This is a genomic window from Streptomyces sp. OZ13 (assembly GCF_052068155.1).
In the GTDB taxonomy this organism is placed as follows: Bacteria; Actinomycetota; Actinomycetes; order Streptomycetales; family Streptomycetaceae; genus Streptomyces.
On the sequence record NZ_JBQHCZ010000018.1, the window covers coordinates 69130 to 85880 of the forward strand.

Consider the following 16751-nt stretch of genomic DNA (forward strand, 5'->3'; position numbering starts at 1 on the left):
CCTCCTCCGTCGCACCCGATGCTAGGGAGCGGGGAGCCCGGCCGGATCGGACCAGGGGTGGAGTCCTCGGCTCCACCCCTGGGTGCACGACCGGTCGTACCGGTCAGGCGTCGATGCGCGAGCGGTCCAGCGTGGCCGCCGAGCTGGTGATGAACTCCTTACGGGGAGCGACCTCGTTGCCCATGAGCAGGTCGAAGATCTGCTCAGAGGACTCCAGGTCACCGATGTTGATGCGGCGCAGGGTCCGGTGGCGCGGATCCATGGTCGTCTCCGCCAGCTGGTCGGCGTCCATCTCCCCGAGGCCCTTGTAGCGCTGGATGGAGTCCTTGAAGCGGACACCCTTGCGCTGGAACTCCAGCAGCGTCTGCCGCAGCTCGTTGTCGGAGTACGTGTAGACGTACTTGTCCTGGCCCTTCTTGGGCTGGATCAGCTCGATCCGGTGCAGCGGCGGCACGGCGGCGAACACCCGGCCGGCCTCCACCATGGGCCGCATGTAGCGCTGGAAGAGCGTCAGCAGCAGACAGCGGATGTGCGCGCCGTCGACGTCGGCGTCGACCAGCAGGACGATCTTGCCGTAGCGGGCGGCGTCGATGTCGAACGTCCTGCCCGAGCCGGCCCCTATGACCTGGATGATCGCCCCGCACTCGGCGTTCTTCAGCATGTCGGAGACCGACGACTTCTGGACGTTGAGGATCTTGCCGCGGATCGGCAGGAGTGCCTGGAACTCGCTGTTGCGCGCCAGCTTGGCGGTGCCGAGCGCGGAGTCGCCCTCGACGATGAAGAGCTCGCTGCGCTCCACGTCGTCACTGCGGCAGTCGGCGAGCTTGGCGGGCAGGGACGAGGACTCCAGGGCGGTCTTCCTGCGCTGCGCCTCCTTGTGCTGGCGGGCCGCGATACGCGTACGGGCGGCCGCCACGGCCTTCTCCAGCACCGCGCGGGCCTGCGCCTTGGCGTCCCGCTTGGTGGACGTCAGGAATGCCTTGAGCTCCTTGGCCACCACGTTGGCGACGATCCTGTTGGCCGCCGAGGTGCCGAGGACCTCCTTGGTCTGGCCCTCGAACTGCGGCTCCGCGAGGCGGACGGTGACGACGGCGGTGAGCCCCTCCAACGCGTCGTCCTTCACGATGTCGTCCTCGGCGACGCGCAGCATCTTGGCGGAGCGCAGCACCTCGTTCATCGTCTTGGTCACGGAGCGTTCGAAGCCGGTCACATGGGTGCCGCCCTTGGGGGTGGCGATGATGTTGACGAAGGACTTGAGCGTGGTGTCGTACCCGGTGCCCCAGCGCAGGGCGATGTCCACGCCGAGCTCGCGGGTGACCTCCGTCGGGGTCATGTGGCCGCGCTCGTCGAGCACGGGGACGGTCTCCTTGAACGTGCCCTGGCCGGTGAGCCTCAGCACGTCGCAGACCGGCTTGTCCTGGGCCAGGTACTCGCAGAACTCGCTGATCCCCCCGTCGAAGCGGAAGGTCTCCACGCTCTTGCCCTCGCCGCCGGCGTCGCTCAGGCCGCGCTCGTCGTGGACGACGATGGTCAGGCCGGGCACGAGGAAGGCGGTCTGACGGGCGCGCTGGTGGAGCGTCTCCAGGGAGAGCTTGGCGTCCTTGAGGAAGATCTGGCGGTCCGCCCAGTAACGGACGCGGGTGCCGGTCCTGGCCTTCGGGACGCGCTTGCCCTTGCGCAGGCCGTTCGCAGGGTCGAAGGGGGCGTCGGGGCCGGACTCGGTGAAGATGCCGGGCACGCCGCGCCGGAAGCTGATCATGTGGGTCGCGCCACCGCGGTCGACCTCGACGTCGAGGCGGGCGGAGAGGGCGTTCACCACCGAGGCGCCGACACCGTGGAGACCGCCGGAGGCCGCGTAGGAGCCGCCGCCGAACTTGCCGCCGGCGTGCAGCTTGGTCATCACGACCTCGACCCCGGAGAGCCCGGTCTTGGGCTCCACGTCCACGGGGATGCCGCGGCCGTTGTCCCGGACCTCGACGGAGCCGTCCTCGTGGAGGATCACCTCGATGTGGTCGCAGTGGCCGCCGAGGGCCTCGTCGACGGAGTTGTCGATGATCTCCCAGAGGCAGTGCAGGAGGCCGCGGCTGTCGGTCGAGCCGATGTACATGCCAGGTCGTTTGCGAACCGCCTCGAGCCCCTCCAGGACGAGCAGGTGCCGCGCGGTGTAGTTGGACCCGTCACGGTCTGCTGTCAGCAGTGCTGTGGACGGCACGGACGATTCGGCGGTCACGCGGTTCGCTCCTCGCTGAATTTCAAATGTGGCCAAGGGGGTACGGGCCCGGCGTCGGTCGCCGGTGAGAGCGTACCGAGGCCTGGTAGAGCCGATGTAACGCCACCCACCTGATTTCTCATGCTAGTGCAGCTTCGCATGGGTGTTCGATCCCTCGATGGAGTGACGTGCACATCACGTTCCCAACGGGGCATGAACCATTTAGGCTCCGGGCACGTCCTCATCAACAACCGGCAACCCGGCCGGGAGGGCCAAACGAGACAAGCAACGCGAAATCCGTAGAGCGAAGCAATACGGCTCATTCGCCGCCAACCGGCAGCAGACAGCCACCTCGGGAAAAAGTTTCGAGGAAAAGCCACGAGCGGGAACGTTTTCGGCCTGGTTGGATGTTGACCCTGGTACGACAGCTCGTCGAGCTAGAGAAGAGGCGACGTGACTACTGTTCTGACCCCCGCGAGCCCGCTGACGGCCGCTGACCGCTGCGACCGCTGCGGCGCCCAGGCTTATCTGCGCGTCGTACTGATCAGCGGTGGTGAACTGCTCTTCTGCGCCCACCACGGGCGCAAGTTCGAGCCGGAACTCAAGAAGATCGCCGCGGAAATACAGGATGAGACGGACCGCCTGACGGCCGTGCCGGCAGACACCGGCGAAGAGGATCACTGACACCTCACATCCCGACGAGCCAAGGGCCGGTCCAGGACCGGTCGATGGGCGGCTCCCCCGGCCACCGGGGGAAGCCGCCCGCTCTCGTTCCGTGACTGTTTTCCGGGTGCCGGCCCGCCGGACCGGTCAGTCGGCACCGGCCGTCCGCGGCACCACCGCGGAGACCCGCGTATAGACGCCCGGACCATCAGGGCGCCCGCAGCCGCTGCCCCAGGAGACCAGGCCGATGAGCCTGCCCCCGGCGATCAGCGGCCCTCCGCTGTCCCCCTGGCAGGCGTCGTGCCCGCCCTTCGGGTCCCCCGCGCACAGCATCGTGGAGGGTGCGTACCTGCTGCCCTGCCCGCCGGGGTAGGCCTTCGCGCACGTGTCGTCCGGCAGGACGGACACCCGTGCCGCCCGCAGCGACGACGCGTAACTGCCGTTGCCCTGTGTGTCACCCCAGCCGTACACGGTCGCGACCGTGCCCACCTGGTACGCCGGGTCCCCCGCCGCCGCCACCGGCAGCACATGACTATCGGGCAGGGCCTCCGAGAGGGTCAGCAGCGCCATGTCGGCACTGTTCGTGACCGGGTCGTACGCGGGCGTGACCCACGTTCCCCGTACGGGCACCTCCCGGCCGCCCTCGCCGGCCAGCTTCGAGCGTCCCGCGATCACCCGTAGATCGCGCACGGACGCGGCCTCCTTTCCGAGGACGGTGTTGCTCAGACAGTGAGCTGCTGTCATCACCTTGGTGGGCGCCACGACCACACCTCCGCAGAACTGTCCGCTCCGCGCTGGGCCGAACCGGTCGCGGCTGGCCAGCGCGACCACCCATGGACTCTCGTCGGCACGAACCTCGTACCCGCCGACGACGACGCTGTCGGCGGCGGCGGGGAAGGACATCGCCGGTGTTGTCACGACCGCTGCTGCGATCAGAGCCGGCACCCCGGCGAGGCTTCGGGCAGTGGGGCGACGCATACGGTCTCCTGACTCTGCGTGAATCCGATCCCACCCAGAGTCGTCCAATCGGCCGTCTCGCGCACCCTCGCGCCACGCCGAAGGGCCCGGCTCCCCCATGGGGATCCGGGCCCTTCGAAGGCGTTCGGCGCGCGTGTCCCGCGCCTCGATCAGGTGCGGCCTAGTCGAGGTAGTCGCGCAGGACCTGCGAACGCGACGGGTGACGCAGCTTGGACATCGTCTTGGACTCGATCTGCCGGATGCGCTCTCGCGTCACGCCGTAGACCTTGCCGATCTCGTCCAGGGTCTTCGGCTGGCCGTCCGTGAGACCGAAGCGCATGGACACCACGCCCGCCTCACGCTCGGACAGGGTGTCGAGCACCGAGTGGAGCTGCTCCTGCAGGAGGGTGAAGCTGACCGCGTCGGCCGGGACGACCGCCTCGGAGTCCTCGATCAGGTCACCGAACTCGCTGTCGCCGTCCTCACCGAGCGGGGTGTGCAGCGAGATCGGCTCACGGCCGTACTTCTGGACCTCGATGACCTTCTCGGGGGTCATGTCGAGCTCCTTGGCCAGCTCCTCCGGGGTGGGCTCACGGCCCAGGTCCTGGAGCATCTGGCGCTGGACGCGCGCGAGCTTGTTGATGACCTCGACCATGTGCACCGGGATACGGATGGTGCGCGCCTGGTCGGCCATGGCGCGGGTGATCGCCTGACGGATCCACCAGGTGGCGTACGTGGAGAACTTGTAGCCCTTGGTGTAGTCGAACTTCTCGACCGCGCGGATCAGACCGAGGTTGCCCTCCTGGATCAGGTCCAGGAAGAGCATGCCGCGGCCCGTGTAGCGCTTGGCCAGCGAAACGACCAGCCGGAGGTTGGCCTCCAGCAGGTGGTTCTTGGCGCGACGGCCGTCCTCGGCGATGATCTCGAGCTCGCGCTTGAGCTTCGGGGCCAGCTTGTCCGAGTTCGCCAGCTTGTCCTCGGCGAACAGACCGGCCTCGATGCGCTTGGCGAGCTCGACCTCCTGCTCGGCGTTGAGCAGGGGGACCTTGCCGATCTGCTTCAGGTAGTCCTTGACCGGGTCGGCGGTGGCACCGGCGACCGCGACCTGCTGCGCGGGCGCGTCGTCCTCGTCGTCGTCGGAGAGGACGAAGCCCTTGCTCTCGCCTTCGGGCTCTTCCTCGTCGCCCTTGCCCGCGGGCTGGGCCTCGTCGAGCAGCTCCTCGCCCTCGGCGTCGTCGCTGTCCTTCTTGGCGGTGGTCTTCTTCGCCGCCGTCTTCTTGGCGGTGGTCTTCTTCGCCACCGTCTTCTTGGCCGTCGCCTTCTTGGCGGCCGCCTTCTTCGCGGGCGCGGTCTCCGAGGACTCGTCGGCCGGGACCTCGACGGTCTCGGCCGTCGGAGCCGCGGTGGCCGCGACGGTCTTCGCCGTGGTGGTCTTGGCGGCGACGGTCTTGGTGGCGGTGCGCTTTGCCGGGCTCTTCGCTGCGACGCTCTTGCGGGCGCGCTTCGGCGACTCCGCTGCACTGACCATCAGCGTCACACCCTCTTCCTCGAGGATCTGATTGAGGCTGCGCAGAACATTCTTCCACTGGGTTGGCGGAATCTGGTCAGCTTCGAAGGCACGACGCACGTCATCGCCGGCGATCTGCCCATCAGCCTTTCCCCGCTCGATGAGCGCCATCACAGACTCGGACTCGGCGATCTCCGGCGGGAGCGTACGGGATGTGCTGGCCGACACGAACAACCTCTCGGAACGATGGAAACGGCTTCCGGCCCCACCCATGATCGGGCCGGAGCCGACGACCACCGGGCTGCGGATGTGCCGGTGGCGCGGGCAAAACCCAGGAGCTGTCACAGCGCCATGTACGGCGGCTGTATTCCCTCCTCGGCTGTCACCTCTTAGGTCATCGCGCTGTCTCGAGGAGTGTTACGCCCAATCCACGTGGCCCGAGTCACACCCCAAATGCCGCTTTACGGTCGAAGTGGTGCGATCAGTGCAGTGCGAGTCGCCGGACCCCCTGGGAATCCGGCGACATGCAGCCCGAACACCGTCGCACTCGCCGACCGCCGACGCGGTCAGTGCTCACGCGGCGCGGGGACCACTCGCTCCCCTTCCGGGTGAACGGTGAGCAGCCGGCGCATGGCGGCCTCGGCGGCGTGGGCGTCCCCGGAGGCGAGGGCTTCCGCGATGTGGGCGTGGTGCGACAGGGACGCCTCGGTCGGGCGGTCACAGCCCGCGACCGGGCCGCCGGACACCTGGAGCGCGGCCGAAACGATGCCCGACAGGTGCTCGAGCATGCGGTTGCCCGCAAGCTGGATGAGCAGGGAGTGGAATTCGGCGTCGGCGCGCGAAAAGGTGAGGCCGTCACCCTGAGTCAGGGCATGGCCCATGATCTCGACCATGTCGCCGAGACGCTGCTGGACGTCCTCGCGGCCGTGACCGGCGGCGAGCCGGGCCGCCAGCGGCTCGATCGTCCAACGCAGCTCGCTCAGCTCACGGCGCTGGTCGTCACGCTGCGGGCCGAAGGCGCGCCACTCGATGATGTCGGGGTCGAGAAGGTTCCAGTCGCTGACGGGCCGGACCCGGGTGCCGACATTGGGGCGGGCGCTGACCAGCCCCTTCGCCTCGAGGACACGGAGAGACTCGCGCACGACCGTGCGGGAGACCTCGAAGCGCTGGCCGATCTCCTCGGGGACGAGCGGACGGTCGGCCCCGAGATCGCCCGAGACGATCATCTGGCCGAGCTGCTGGACGAGTTGGCCGTGCAGGCCGCGACCGCGGCTGCCTGCCGTACGGCGGCCCACCCGGCCCAACTCGGTGTCGGCCGCTTCCCAGGCGGGAGGAGCGACGCGATCGGCCGCGGGCGACTCCCCGTAGCCGTAACGGTCGAGTTCCCCCGGGCCGGCCAGACCGGTCTCGGCGGGGCGGGCGGGGGGCATCATGGTGTGCGCAAGGGTACTCACGCATCCTTTGTCGGCTCAGCTTCCGAGCCCCTTGAGGTCTTTGGTGAAAAGCACACGAAAGGGTGATCGGCGCCCACCCCGCAATTGACGCCTTATCGGAAAGAAACGGGCATTCCCCAAGACGTTGCGGGCAGTTCACGGACAGCCGGTCGCCGTTGATCACCAAAACGCCCTCCGGCGAAGGTCGGTGAACACAAATGCGCAGATCAGGGCCACCAACGACAACACCAGCGCGACGCCCACGGGTTGCGCCGGCAACCGCATCGCTGCGATCAGCCGGCGATCCGCCTACTGCGGAAGCTCGACCCATGCCGGCTCCCGGAGCCTGCCGGACAGTCCGGCTATCGAACGGACTGCCGGTACGACGAGCACCTTGTGTGCGAGGGGCGCCACGAGGACCGGCACGGCGAGAACCGCGGCGACTCCGGCCGCGGTGACCCTGAAGACCCCCGCGGCGAGCAGGCCCGCCCATGCGCAACCGACACAGAGGGCGCACCAACCGGCCGCCGGCGCAGGCCAGCCGGGCGGCAGCGCCACCGATTCCGGCCGGACACCAGCCGGAGCGCCTGCACATCGAGGGCCACCACGAGCGCCGCGAGCGTGACGGCGGCCACCACCGTCACACCGAGCTTGGCCAGAAGCAGTCCCAGCCGGCGGGGCACCGCGCCCCGCGCGGACGCGAGAGCGGGGTAACGGACTCCTCACCGAAGGCGAGCGCACCGATCAGCCCGGCCCCGAAGGCCGCCGGAGGCAGCGGCAGGAAACCGGGCCAGGCGGCGACGGTGTGCGGCTTCACCGTGGTCGCGCCGGTCCGGGCCAGCACGAGGCACAGGGCGAGCGAGGCGGCAACCGCGGCCAGAGCAATCAGCGGAGAAGTCCGGACACCGAGGAGCCGGCGGAGCTCGTAGCGCAGTGGCCACCGGGGACTGCGCACCGGCTGCGGCGCCCGCGGAACGGCGGGGCGGGGGTGGGGGCTGCGGGGGCGGGGGCGGGCGTGGGGGGCAGCGTGGGGTTGAGGGCGGGCGTGGAGGCAGGCGTGGGGGCAGGCACTGAGGCTGGGGATGGGGCCGACTCGGGGGCTGCTGGCGGCACTGGAGCTGAAGCCGGGGAGGCAGTCGAGGGCGGGAGAGGCGCGGGACTCCGGGGAGTTGCGGTCTCGGCGACGGGCCCGGCCTCGGGCGCCGGAGCCGTGTCGCCGACCTCCTCGGTGAGGCGGTGGACGAGTACGCCGTGCCGGAAGGCGGTGTCGCCCACCTCGGCACAGCTGCTGCCGAAGACGGCAAGCACACCACTACTCTCGGCGACCACCTCCACCGAGCGCCGCATCGCGCGCGAGGACGGCGGAGAGGCGGGCGGCGTGCGGGGTACGGACGGCGACCCGGGGCCGGAGCCGTGTCCGTGAGAACTCTGCGGCCTCCTGGTCCGCGAGCAGGAGCATCGCTTCTCTCGCCTCTCTCGCGGAAGGTGAGACCGCTCAGCGGCAGCACGGATACCGGAGCAACATAACTCGACATTTCAGACTTCTTGCGCATCGCCGGAAGTCCCGGGTGTCAGGCCATGCCTGAGGGGCCAGGCTTTCGTCCGGACGGGGGCGGGGGCGGGACCGGGGATCGGCCGGGGCCGGGGTCCGCCGGGCCGGATGTCGCCCGCGCTCGGAACCGGGCCGCACTGGGGCCACGCCTTGGACCGGCCAGGGCAGCCGGGAGCGGGCGTCGGCCCTGGCCGGGGGGCAGGGCTCGGGTCGGAGGTAGGCCCGGTCGGGGTAGGCCCGGTGTAGGCCCGGATCAGGAGTCGGCCCGGGTCGAGGGTCGGCCGGGCCGGACATCGGCCCTTGGCCGGGGTCCGCCGGGCCGGATGTCGCCCGCGCCCGGAACCGGGCCGCACTGGGGCCACGCCTTGGACCGGCCTTGCCTCGGGCCTCACCCCCGGGGCAAGGCCCGCACCTGGCCTCGCCCACGGCCAAGAGCTCACCGGAGGGTGTTTCCAGGCGCGGCTGCCCCTGGGCGGGCCGCGGAGGAGTAGCCCGGGCGCTGATCCCCGCGGGCGCTCATGGCATGCCCTGCGATAGCCCTGCCCTGCCGGAACCGTGTATGCGGGGCCACTGCGTCCCGGCCCGCCCGAGGTCAGACCTCGGGCCGCAGCATCGGCGGGTTCAGAATCGTGGCGCCACCGGCCCGGAAAAGCTGGGCGGGCCGGCCGCCCTGCCGGGTGGTCGTGCCGCCGGCCGGGACCAGGAAGCCCGGCGTACCAGTGACCTTGCGGTGGAAGTTGCGGGGGTCGAGGGCGACGCCCCACACCGCTTCGTACACCCTCCGCAGCTCTCCGACGGTGAACTCCGGTGGGCAGAACGCCGTGGCCAGGGACGAGTACTCGATCTTGGAACGGGCCCGTTCCACGCCGTCCGCCAGGATCACCGCGTGGTCGAAGGCCAGCGGCGCCTGCTGTTCGTCCTCCCTGGCGAAAGCGGTGTCCCGGGCGAGGAGTTCCTCGACCGGCGCCCAACGGGCGCTGTTCGCGTCGCCGCCGGCACGGGGCGCCGGCAGGTCCGGGGCGAGCACGAGGTGCGCGACGCTCACCACCCGCATCCGTGGATCGCGCTTGGGGTCGCCGTATGTGGCGAGCTGTTCAAGGTGGGCGCCGTTGGCCGATCCCGGTGAGGCGGGGTCGTGCGCGCACAGTCCCGTTTCCTCGGCCAGTTCGCGGGCGGCCGCCGCCGCCAGGTCCTCGTCGCCCCTGACGAAGCCTCCGGGCAGCGCCCACCGTCCCTGGAACGGTGGCTCGCCTCGGCGTACGACGAGGGCACAGAGCGCATGCCGACGCACGGTGAGCACGACCAGGTCGACAGTGACGGCAAAGGGCGGGAAGGCCGACGGGTCGTAGGGCGACATGCCGCGATCATAGTCGTCTGCCTGACGATAAACACACCCTTCCCAGCCTGTGCCCCGACGTTTTCGGCCCGACTCCGGAAGTCCACCGTCATAGGGCCCCCACCGCCCAAGTGGAGCCCGCCTGCGGCCTGCTCGACGGGGGCCGGCCGGCTCGGGCCCGCTGCGGATGCTCGACCGTCGCCGGACGCTGTGGACCCGCGCGGACTGCTCGATCGTGCCCGTTGCCGGACCAAAGGGCCGCCGACAACCTCTGGGCTGCACGCCGTCGGCCACGCCACCGGCACGCGGTCATCGTCCGCTCCTGGCACCGCGCTGGCCACTGCGGCGTGCGCCACGTGTACGAGCACGAGCGGCCGCTGCACCGTGGCGTGGGCGGCTGGACGCGGCACCACTCCGGAGGTGCGTGCGGTGCAAACCGGCCTGGTCAGGCTCGGCGGCGGACGGCCGGACGGGCCCGCCGCGCCGCCGCCGACCGGCCGGAGTGCGGTGCGCGTCGGAGCAGGGTGCTGGCGGTGTCCCCTTCGAGGTGACGTCGCGTTGACTCCGCAGGCAACGGCGCACCGTCTCCGGGTCCAGCCCTTCGTTGCACGCCTGGTGCAGCAGGCGTGCGAAGACGTACTCGGGGTCTGCACGGAGAGCGAGCCCCAGTGCCACGCGTGCGCCTGGCTCGTCGCCGACGGACCAGGACACCCATCCGGCGAGGGTGAGGGTCGCCGCGGCGTGCTCCGTGTAGGGCCCGGCGCAGCGCCTCGACAGAACACGCCAGAGACGCAGGGCCGGAGCCGCTTCCTCCCCTTCCATCCATTGCGCTGCCCGGTCCCTCGTCTCCCGGTCCTGGAGGCCGAGGATCACCGCGGCGGCTTCGTCGTCCGAAACGAGCCGGTCGTCCTCGGCGTCGGCAGCGGGATCAACGTCGGCGCGAGGGGCTTCCGCCATCCGTTCCAGCAGAAGGCGTGCCAGCGCGATGGTCTCTTCGGCGACCTCCTGCCGGCCCTGCGCGTCGAGAATCCTGGACGTCAGTGCGGCACCTGCGGCGTCCAGGGCTCGCACCTGCTTCTCCGTCGCCGGTCCGGGCGGCGGGGCGAACCGCCGCTCCATGTCGCGCAGGCTTCCGCGCACCCGGACACCCGCGTACGCGGCCGCGGCGGCCATGACCGAAGTGCCCGGCAGGGCGAGGGGCGTGCCGTCGGGCGGGCAGCAGCGGGCGTCAGGACAGCAGTAGGACCAGAAACGACCGTCGGAAATGCACAGTGCCTCGTACACGGGTACGTCGAGGCCTCCGCAGGCGGTGCGCAGCCGCTGCGCGAGCGGGCGCAGGCGCTCCATCACCCGGTCACCCGTCTCGTCGCCGACCGGGTCCTGGCACAGGAAGACGACGATTCCGTCGGGCCGTGGGCCGCGGCGACCGCTGCCCCGGATCAGACACTCCGCGAGCTGCGCCGCAACGGGTTCCCATTCCCGTGGCGCACGCGGAATGCCGAGCCGCAGCCGCCCGCCGAAGCGTCCGTTGCTGCCGTGCAGGGCGACGAGCACGATCGAATCGGTCGGGTGGAAGCCCATCATGTACGGAAGCGCGTCGGCGAGTTCGCCAGGGCCGCGCAGGGTGATCTGCTGGTCGGGGCCTGATCCGGTGAGGTCGTAGTGCTTGTTCATGCCCTGACGGTCCCGCGCCGGCCCGACCCGCCGCGACCCCTGTGGATAAAGTTGTCCACAGGTCATGGGCTCGTTCGCGCTTTGTCGGTGTCATCGGGTTGCATGGGTGCATGACCAACGCAGACCGCGTGGAGCTTCGGGCTTCCGCCGATTCCGTACTGGCACGGCTCGTCTCCGACACCTCCGGCCGTGCCCGGCTGCGTGAGGACCAGTGGCGGGCCATTGAAGCCCTTGTCGCCGACAAGCGCCGTGCGCTGGTCGTCCAGCGGACCGGATGGGGAAAGTCCGCGGTCTACTTCGTCGCGACATCCCTGCTCCGGTCCCGCGGCAGCGGCCCCACGGTAATCGTCTCTCCCCTGCTCGCGCTCATGCGCAACCAGGTGGAGGCGGCGGCCCGGGCCGGGATCCGCGCCCGGTCGATCAACTCGTCGAACACCGAGGAATGGGAGACGATCCAGTCCGAGGTCGCCGCGGGTGAGGTCGACGTTCTTCTCGTGAGCCCGGAGCGGCTGAACAACCCCGACTTTCGCGATCACGTGCTGCCCCGGCTCTCGGCAGCGACCGGACTGCTCGTGGTGGACGAAGCCCACTGCATCTCGGACTGGGGCCATGATTTCCGGCCCGACTACCGCAGGCTGCGCACCATGCTCGCCGAGCTTCCCGTCGGCGTCCCCGTCCTCGCGACGACCGCCACCGCCAATGCCAGGGTCACGGCGGACGTCGCGGAGCAGCTCGGCACAGGCGCGGGCACGGATGCCCTGGTGCTGCGCGGCCCGCTGGACCGGGAGAGCCTGAGTCTCGGTGTGCTGCAACTCCCGGACGCGGCCAGCCGTCTTGCCTGGCTGGCCGACCATCTCGGCGAGCTGCCGGGTTCCGGCATCATCTACACGCTGACGGTGGCCGCCGCTGAGGAGGTGACCGCGTACCTGCGCCAGTGCGGTCACACCGTGACCTCGTACACCGGACGCACGGAGAACGCGGACCGCCAGCAGGCGGAGGAGGACCTGCTCGCGAACCGCGTGAAGGCGCTGGTTGCGACCTCGGCGCTTGGGATGGGGTTCGACAAGCCGGACCTCGGCTTCGTCGTGCACCTCGGCTCCCCCTCGTCGCCCATCGCCTACTACCAGCAGGTGGGTCGCGCCGGCCGTGGCGTGGAGCATGCGGAGGTGCTGCTTCTGCCGGGCAAGGAGGACGAGGCGATCTGGCAGTACTTTGCGTCCGTCGCCTTCCCTCCCGAGGAACTTGTGCGGCGCACTCTCGATGTGCTGGCGCAGGCGGACAGGCCGCTGTCCCTGCCCGCGCTGGAGCCTTTGGTGGAACTGCGGCGCACACGGCTCGAAACGATGCTCAAGGTGCTCGACGTGGACGGCGCCGTGCGTCGGGTCAAGGGCGGCTGGACCACGACGGGTCAGCCGTGGTCCTACGACGCGGAACGCTATGCGTGGGTGGCCAGGCAGCGCGCGGCCGAGCAGCAGGCGATGCGCGAGTACGCCCGCTCCACCGGCTGCCGGATGGAGTTTCTGAGGCGCCAGCTCGACGACGAGGAGGCGACGCCCTGCGGCCGCTGCGACAACTGCTCCGGAGCGCGATTCAGCGACAAGGTGTCGGCGGGAGCACTGGACGCGGCACGTGGGGAGCTCGGCAGGCCGGGCGTCGACGTCGAGCCCCGCAAGATGTGGCCGACCGGACTGGCCGCCGTCGGCGTCACCCTCAAGGGCCGGATCCCGGAGAGCGAACAGTCCTTCACCGGCCGCGCGCTGGGGCGTCTTTCGGACATCGGCTGGGGGAACCGACTGCGCCCGATGTTCGCCCCGCAGGCACCGGACGGCCCCGTTCCCGACGACATGGCCGACGCGGTCGTGACCGTGCTCGCCGACTGGGCCAAGGGCCCCGGCGGCTGGGCCTCCGGGGCTGTGGACGCGCCGGCCCGGCCGGTGGGCGTGGTGACGATCGCCTCCCGCACCAGGCCCCGTCTGATCGGCTCACTCGGCAGCCGTATCGGGCAGGTCGGCAGGATGCCCCTGCTCGGCACCGTCGAGTACGTGCCGGAGGCACTGGAGGCACACGTTTCACGCACCAACAGCGCGCAGAGGGTGCGGGCGCTGCACGAGACGCTCGTCGTGCCGCCGCAGCTGGCCGAGGCCCTGGCCGCCGCGGACGGCCCTGTTCTCCTGGTGGACGACTACTCGGAGAGTGGCTGGACCCTGGCCGTGGCGTCGCGGTTGCTGCGCAGAGCAGGCGCGCAGGGCGTGTTTCCGCTGGTCCTTGCCGTCCAGTCCTGATGCGGAGGGGTCACCGGTGGCAGACAGGGGAAGGGATATGAGAGTCATACCCGTCGATTTCAGCCGGTCGTGCCGAATTGCTCGTTGCCGCATTCCCATGCGCCAGGAAGAATTGGACTGCTCCCCGCACGGCCCGTAAGCGGTCCCGTAGGGCCATGCCGCGGCGCGCCCTCACCCGACCCTGCCCGCACTGTGGGCGCGTATGCGAAGGGAGGACCGTGACCTTCGGATTCGCTTCGTCCGCAGCCACTTCGATCACCGCATCGGCCAACTCCGCCAACCGCCTTGCCCGGTTGCTCGAACCGGCCGAGTGGGCAGCGGCCGGAATCCCGCTGCTGCGCAACCCGCGCGAGGTCGTCGGCGGACTGCATGCGCGACACCGTCCCGCCCCGGCGACGGCTGTCGTCGCCGTGCTCGATCACGAGGAACGGCTCGCGGCCAGCGCGTCGTTCACCCGGCGCGCCGTCCCGGCGGACGGCTGGGAGTTCCGCAACGCGCTGCTGGCCCACCTGCGCCGCGTGATCCCCCACGATCTTCGTCGGCGTACGCCGGTGCGCACCGCCGTGCTGCTCTACTGCCGTGAGGGCGACGAGCGTTGGACGGAGGAGGACGGGGCCTGGATGTGGGGCCTGCGGGACGCCTGCACGCTGCACGGCCTTCGCTGCGGCGCGTACATCACGCTGACGCGCGGCGGTTGGCAGGTGCTGGGTGAGGGCCGGGGCGGCCGGCACCCCAACTCGACGTCCTCACCCGGTCGTCTGGCGGACGCCGGGACCGACAGCGACCATGCACCGCTGCGTACCGCAGGGGGCGCCGTGGACGCGCTCCGGCGCACGGCAGCCCGCTGAAGGTGTCATCCACCGGCTGCCCAGGCACTTTGGGCAGCCGGGTCACGACCGGGCGTTGCGGCCCGTTCCGCCGGTGCGGATCAGACGCCCGCGCCGAGCACGGCGTTGATCCGCTCCGGGTCACCGCACACGATGAGAAGCGCCGAAGCCCTTTCCATCGCGGCCGGCAACGCGCGGGCGGTGGTGTCGTCCGTGCCGCCATTGACGGCGACAACGACCACGGGGCGTGCCGCAGCGCGCTCCACGGACGACGCGTCCGCGTAGAAGACATCGTCGCGGGAATCGTGCTGGGCCCAATAGGCATCCTCGCCGAACGACAGCTCGTGAGCGGCCCACGGGTGCTGGTCTCCGGTGGTGAACACCAGGACGTCGCCGGGGGCGCGACCGGAGTCGAGCAGCAGGTCGACAGCCTCGTCGGCGGCGTCCAGCGCGCCACCCGCCGGGGCGGGGACGAGCTGGACCTGCGGCGCGGAACGATTCTCCGGCCGTGACGGCTTCGGCTTGCCGGCAGCGCCGGTCGCACGCTGCGCGGGCGGGGCGGGCCGGGACGGGCCGGGGCCCGGGTGACCGGGACGCGGCGAGGCCGCGGAACGCGGACCGGGGACGGGACGGGGGGTCGGCGCGGTGCGGCCTGTGGCCGGAGTGACGCGGGGACCCTGGGCGCTCTCGTGAATGTGAGGCTCCTCGGGAATGAGAGGCATGGGTGGATGTCTATCAAACGCCGCTGCGGATGGCATCGGCGGGTGGCACAAAACGTGTGACGGATGTTGACGGCGGGGCGAGTTCAGAAGTCGAAGCCGAGCTGGCCCCCGCTTTCGAGTTCGGCCGCCTCCGGCGAGAGCCGGACCTTCTTGAGGTGCCGCCATTGGGGCAGGTAGTCGAGATAGGCCCAGGACAGCCGGTGGTACGGGGTGGGTCCGAGCTCCCGGAGGGCGGCCTTGTGCACGGGTGACGGATAGCCGGCGTTGTCGGCGAAGCCGAACGCCGCGAACTCGTCCGGCAGTTGCGCCATCATCGCGTCCCTGTGCACCTTGGCGATCACCGATGCCGCGGCCACGGCCACGCAGGACTGGTCGCCCTTGATCACGGTGCGCACCTGCCAGGGCACTCCGAGGTAGTCGTGCTTGCCGTCGAGGATGATGGCGTCCGGGCGCACGGGCAGCGCTTCCAGGGCCCGGCCGGCCGCCAGTCGGAGCGCCGCGGTCATCCCCAGTTCGTCGATCTCCTCGGGGGAGGCGTGACCGAGGGCGTGAGCCGTGACCCAGCCTTCCAGAAGCTCCGCCATCTCCGCCCGGCGCTTGGGGGTGATCAGCTTGGAGTCGGTGAGGCCGACGGGGGGCCGGCGCAGGCCGGTGACCGCCGCGCAGACCGTGACCGGTCCCGCCCACGCTCCGCGGCCGACTTCGTCGATCCCGGCAACGATCTTGGCGCCGGTCGTCGCCCGGATCGAGCGCTCGACTGCGTGGGTAGGTGGTTCGTAGGCCATGGCGCCAACAAGGGTACGCCGCCCCGGCAGCCGGATGACACCCGGCTCCTGGTCACGTTCCGCGGGGCGGCGGCGGACAGCTGTGGGGCCGCAGCAGCGGAACCATGACCTGGTCGATCATCTCGGCGAGGTCCCGGTCCGGCCAGTGGCTTCCACAGATCTTGGAGCGGTACATCAGCAGGCCGGGGATCACGTCGAAGACGAGCTCACAGGCCGCGTCCGACCGCACGTCGCCACGGCGGACGCCACGGTGCACCACCTCGCGGAAGAGCTGGGTGGAGGGCCCGATGACCTTGGTGTTGATCAGGCTCTGGAAGCGTTCCGCGGTGACGGTGTCGCATTCGTAGAGCACCGAGCGCAGCGCGATCCCGGTGCGGGAGAACATCGCGTCACGCACCCGCCGGCAGACGTGGAGGAGGTCCTCCCGGATGCTGCCGCGGTCGGTGGCCTCGTCGAGGCTCGGCAGACCCGCCTCGAGGGCGTCGGCGACAAGATCTTCCTTCGAGGGCCAGCGACGGTAGACGGCCGCCTTGCCGGTCTGCGCCGAGGCGGCCACCCCCTCCATCGTGAGCCCGCTCCAGCCGACCGTACTGAGCTGCTCCAAGGCGGCTTCGAGGATCGCACGTTCCAGCACGGGCCCTCGTCGGCGCAGGGCGACCGGCGGAACCTCCGAGGCACCGGTCCAGCGCGAAGTGGCCATCTTCATATCTCCGTTGGGGACGGGAGGTTCAGTGAACGCTTGCGTTCACTGACGGGGACTCTCTACGGTTGACGAGAAAGTGAACGGCTTCGTTCACTAACTCA

12 protein-coding genes and 1 pseudogene are annotated in these 16751 nt (G+C 70.5%); 3 read left to right on the plus strand and 10 right to left on the minus strand.

From position 1 onward, the window contains the following. Nucleotides 1-103 precede the first annotated feature (103 nt). On the minus strand, nucleotides 104-2230 hold the full coding sequence (locus ACTMTU_RS30480) for a DNA gyrase/topoisomerase IV subunit B (protein WP_441266652.1): 2127 nt from the start codon (nucleotides 2228-2230) through the stop codon (nucleotides 104-106). Between the two features lie 432 nt (nucleotides 2231-2662). On the opposite strand from ACTMTU_RS30480, the gene ACTMTU_RS30485 reads away from it, so the two are divergent. Further along, entirely contained in the window at nucleotides 2663-2893 is a 231-nt protein-coding gene (locus ACTMTU_RS30485) for a DUF7455 domain-containing protein (RefSeq protein WP_005311020.1), read from the plus strand. Nucleotides 2894-3019: 126 nt separating this feature from the next. Here the strand turns inward: ACTMTU_RS30485 and ACTMTU_RS30490 are convergent, their stop codons facing one another. From ACTMTU_RS30490 to ACTMTU_RS30515, 6 genes and pseudogenes are all read right to left on the minus strand, one after another. After that, nucleotides 3020-3850, minus strand: a complete 831-nt coding sequence (locus tag ACTMTU_RS30490) for a serine protease (protein ID WP_441266653.1) — start codon at nucleotides 3848-3850, stop codon at nucleotides 3020-3022. Between the two features lie 160 nt (nucleotides 3851-4010). Beyond that, nucleotides 4011-5564 carry an RNA polymerase sigma factor gene (locus tag ACTMTU_RS30495; RefSeq protein ID WP_189474689.1) on the minus strand — a complete coding sequence of 518 codons (1554 nt, stop codon included), beginning with the start codon at nucleotides 5562-5564 and terminating at the stop codon, nucleotides 4011-4013. 338 nt (nucleotides 5565-5902) lie between these two features. Beyond that, nucleotides 5903-6790 (minus strand): FadR/GntR family transcriptional regulator, encoded by an 888-nt coding sequence (locus tag ACTMTU_RS30500; RefSeq protein WP_441266654.1) that lies wholly within the window; start codon nucleotides 6788-6790, stop codon nucleotides 5903-5905. A 159-nt stretch (nucleotides 6791-6949) separates the two neighbouring features. Continuing rightward, a pseudogene (locus tag ACTMTU_RS30505) lies at nucleotides 6950-8201 on the minus strand (ABC transporter ATP-binding protein); the annotation flags it as partial. 712 nt (nucleotides 8202-8913) lie between these two features. After that, nucleotides 8914-9678, minus strand: a complete 765-nt coding sequence (locus ACTMTU_RS30510; RefSeq protein ID WP_441266655.1) for an NUDIX hydrolase — start codon at nucleotides 9676-9678, stop codon at nucleotides 8914-8916. A gap of 288 nt (nucleotides 9679-9966) precedes the next feature. After that, nucleotides 9967-11331: a DUF4192 domain-containing protein gene (locus ACTMTU_RS30515; RefSeq protein ID WP_441266656.1), complete on the minus strand. Its 1365-nt coding sequence runs from the start codon at nucleotides 11329-11331 to the stop codon at nucleotides 9967-9969. A gap of 110 nt (nucleotides 11332-11441) precedes the next feature. On the opposite strand from ACTMTU_RS30515, the gene ACTMTU_RS30520 reads away from it, so the two are divergent. Together ACTMTU_RS30520 and ACTMTU_RS30525 are read left to right on the plus strand one after the other, a co-directional pair. After that, nucleotides 11442-13613: a RecQ family ATP-dependent DNA helicase gene (locus ACTMTU_RS30520; protein WP_441266657.1), complete on the plus strand. Its 2172-nt coding sequence runs from the start codon at nucleotides 11442-11444 to the stop codon at nucleotides 13611-13613. Between the two features lie 218 nt (nucleotides 13614-13831). After that, nucleotides 13832-14461, plus strand: a complete 630-nt coding sequence (locus ACTMTU_RS30525; protein WP_441266658.1) for a hypothetical protein — start codon at nucleotides 13832-13834, stop codon at nucleotides 14459-14461. An 80-nt stretch (nucleotides 14462-14541) separates the two neighbouring features. On the opposite strand, the gene ACTMTU_RS30530 is transcribed toward ACTMTU_RS30525, so the two are convergent. The 3 genes from ACTMTU_RS30530 to ACTMTU_RS30540 all read right to left on the minus strand — a co-directional run bounded on the left by ACTMTU_RS30530 (nucleotide 14542) and on the right by ACTMTU_RS30540 (nucleotide 16647). Then, nucleotides 14542-15162 carry a hypothetical protein gene (locus tag ACTMTU_RS30530; RefSeq protein ID WP_441266659.1) on the minus strand — a complete coding sequence of 207 codons (621 nt, stop codon included), beginning with the start codon at nucleotides 15160-15162 and terminating at the stop codon, nucleotides 14542-14544. Nucleotides 15163-15245: 83 nt separating this feature from the next. Further along, the gene (locus ACTMTU_RS30535; protein ID WP_441266660.1) at nucleotides 15246-15947 is read right to left on the minus strand and encodes a ribonuclease HII; all 702 of its coding nucleotides are present in this window, start codon (nucleotides 15945-15947) and stop codon (nucleotides 15246-15248) included. A 52-nt stretch (nucleotides 15948-15999) separates the two neighbouring features. Beyond that, a complete protein-coding gene (locus ACTMTU_RS30540; protein WP_441266661.1) occupies nucleotides 16000-16647 on the minus strand; it encodes a TetR/AcrR family transcriptional regulator in 648 nt (215 codons plus the stop codon). Between the last annotated feature and the right edge of the window lie 104 nt (nucleotides 16648-16751).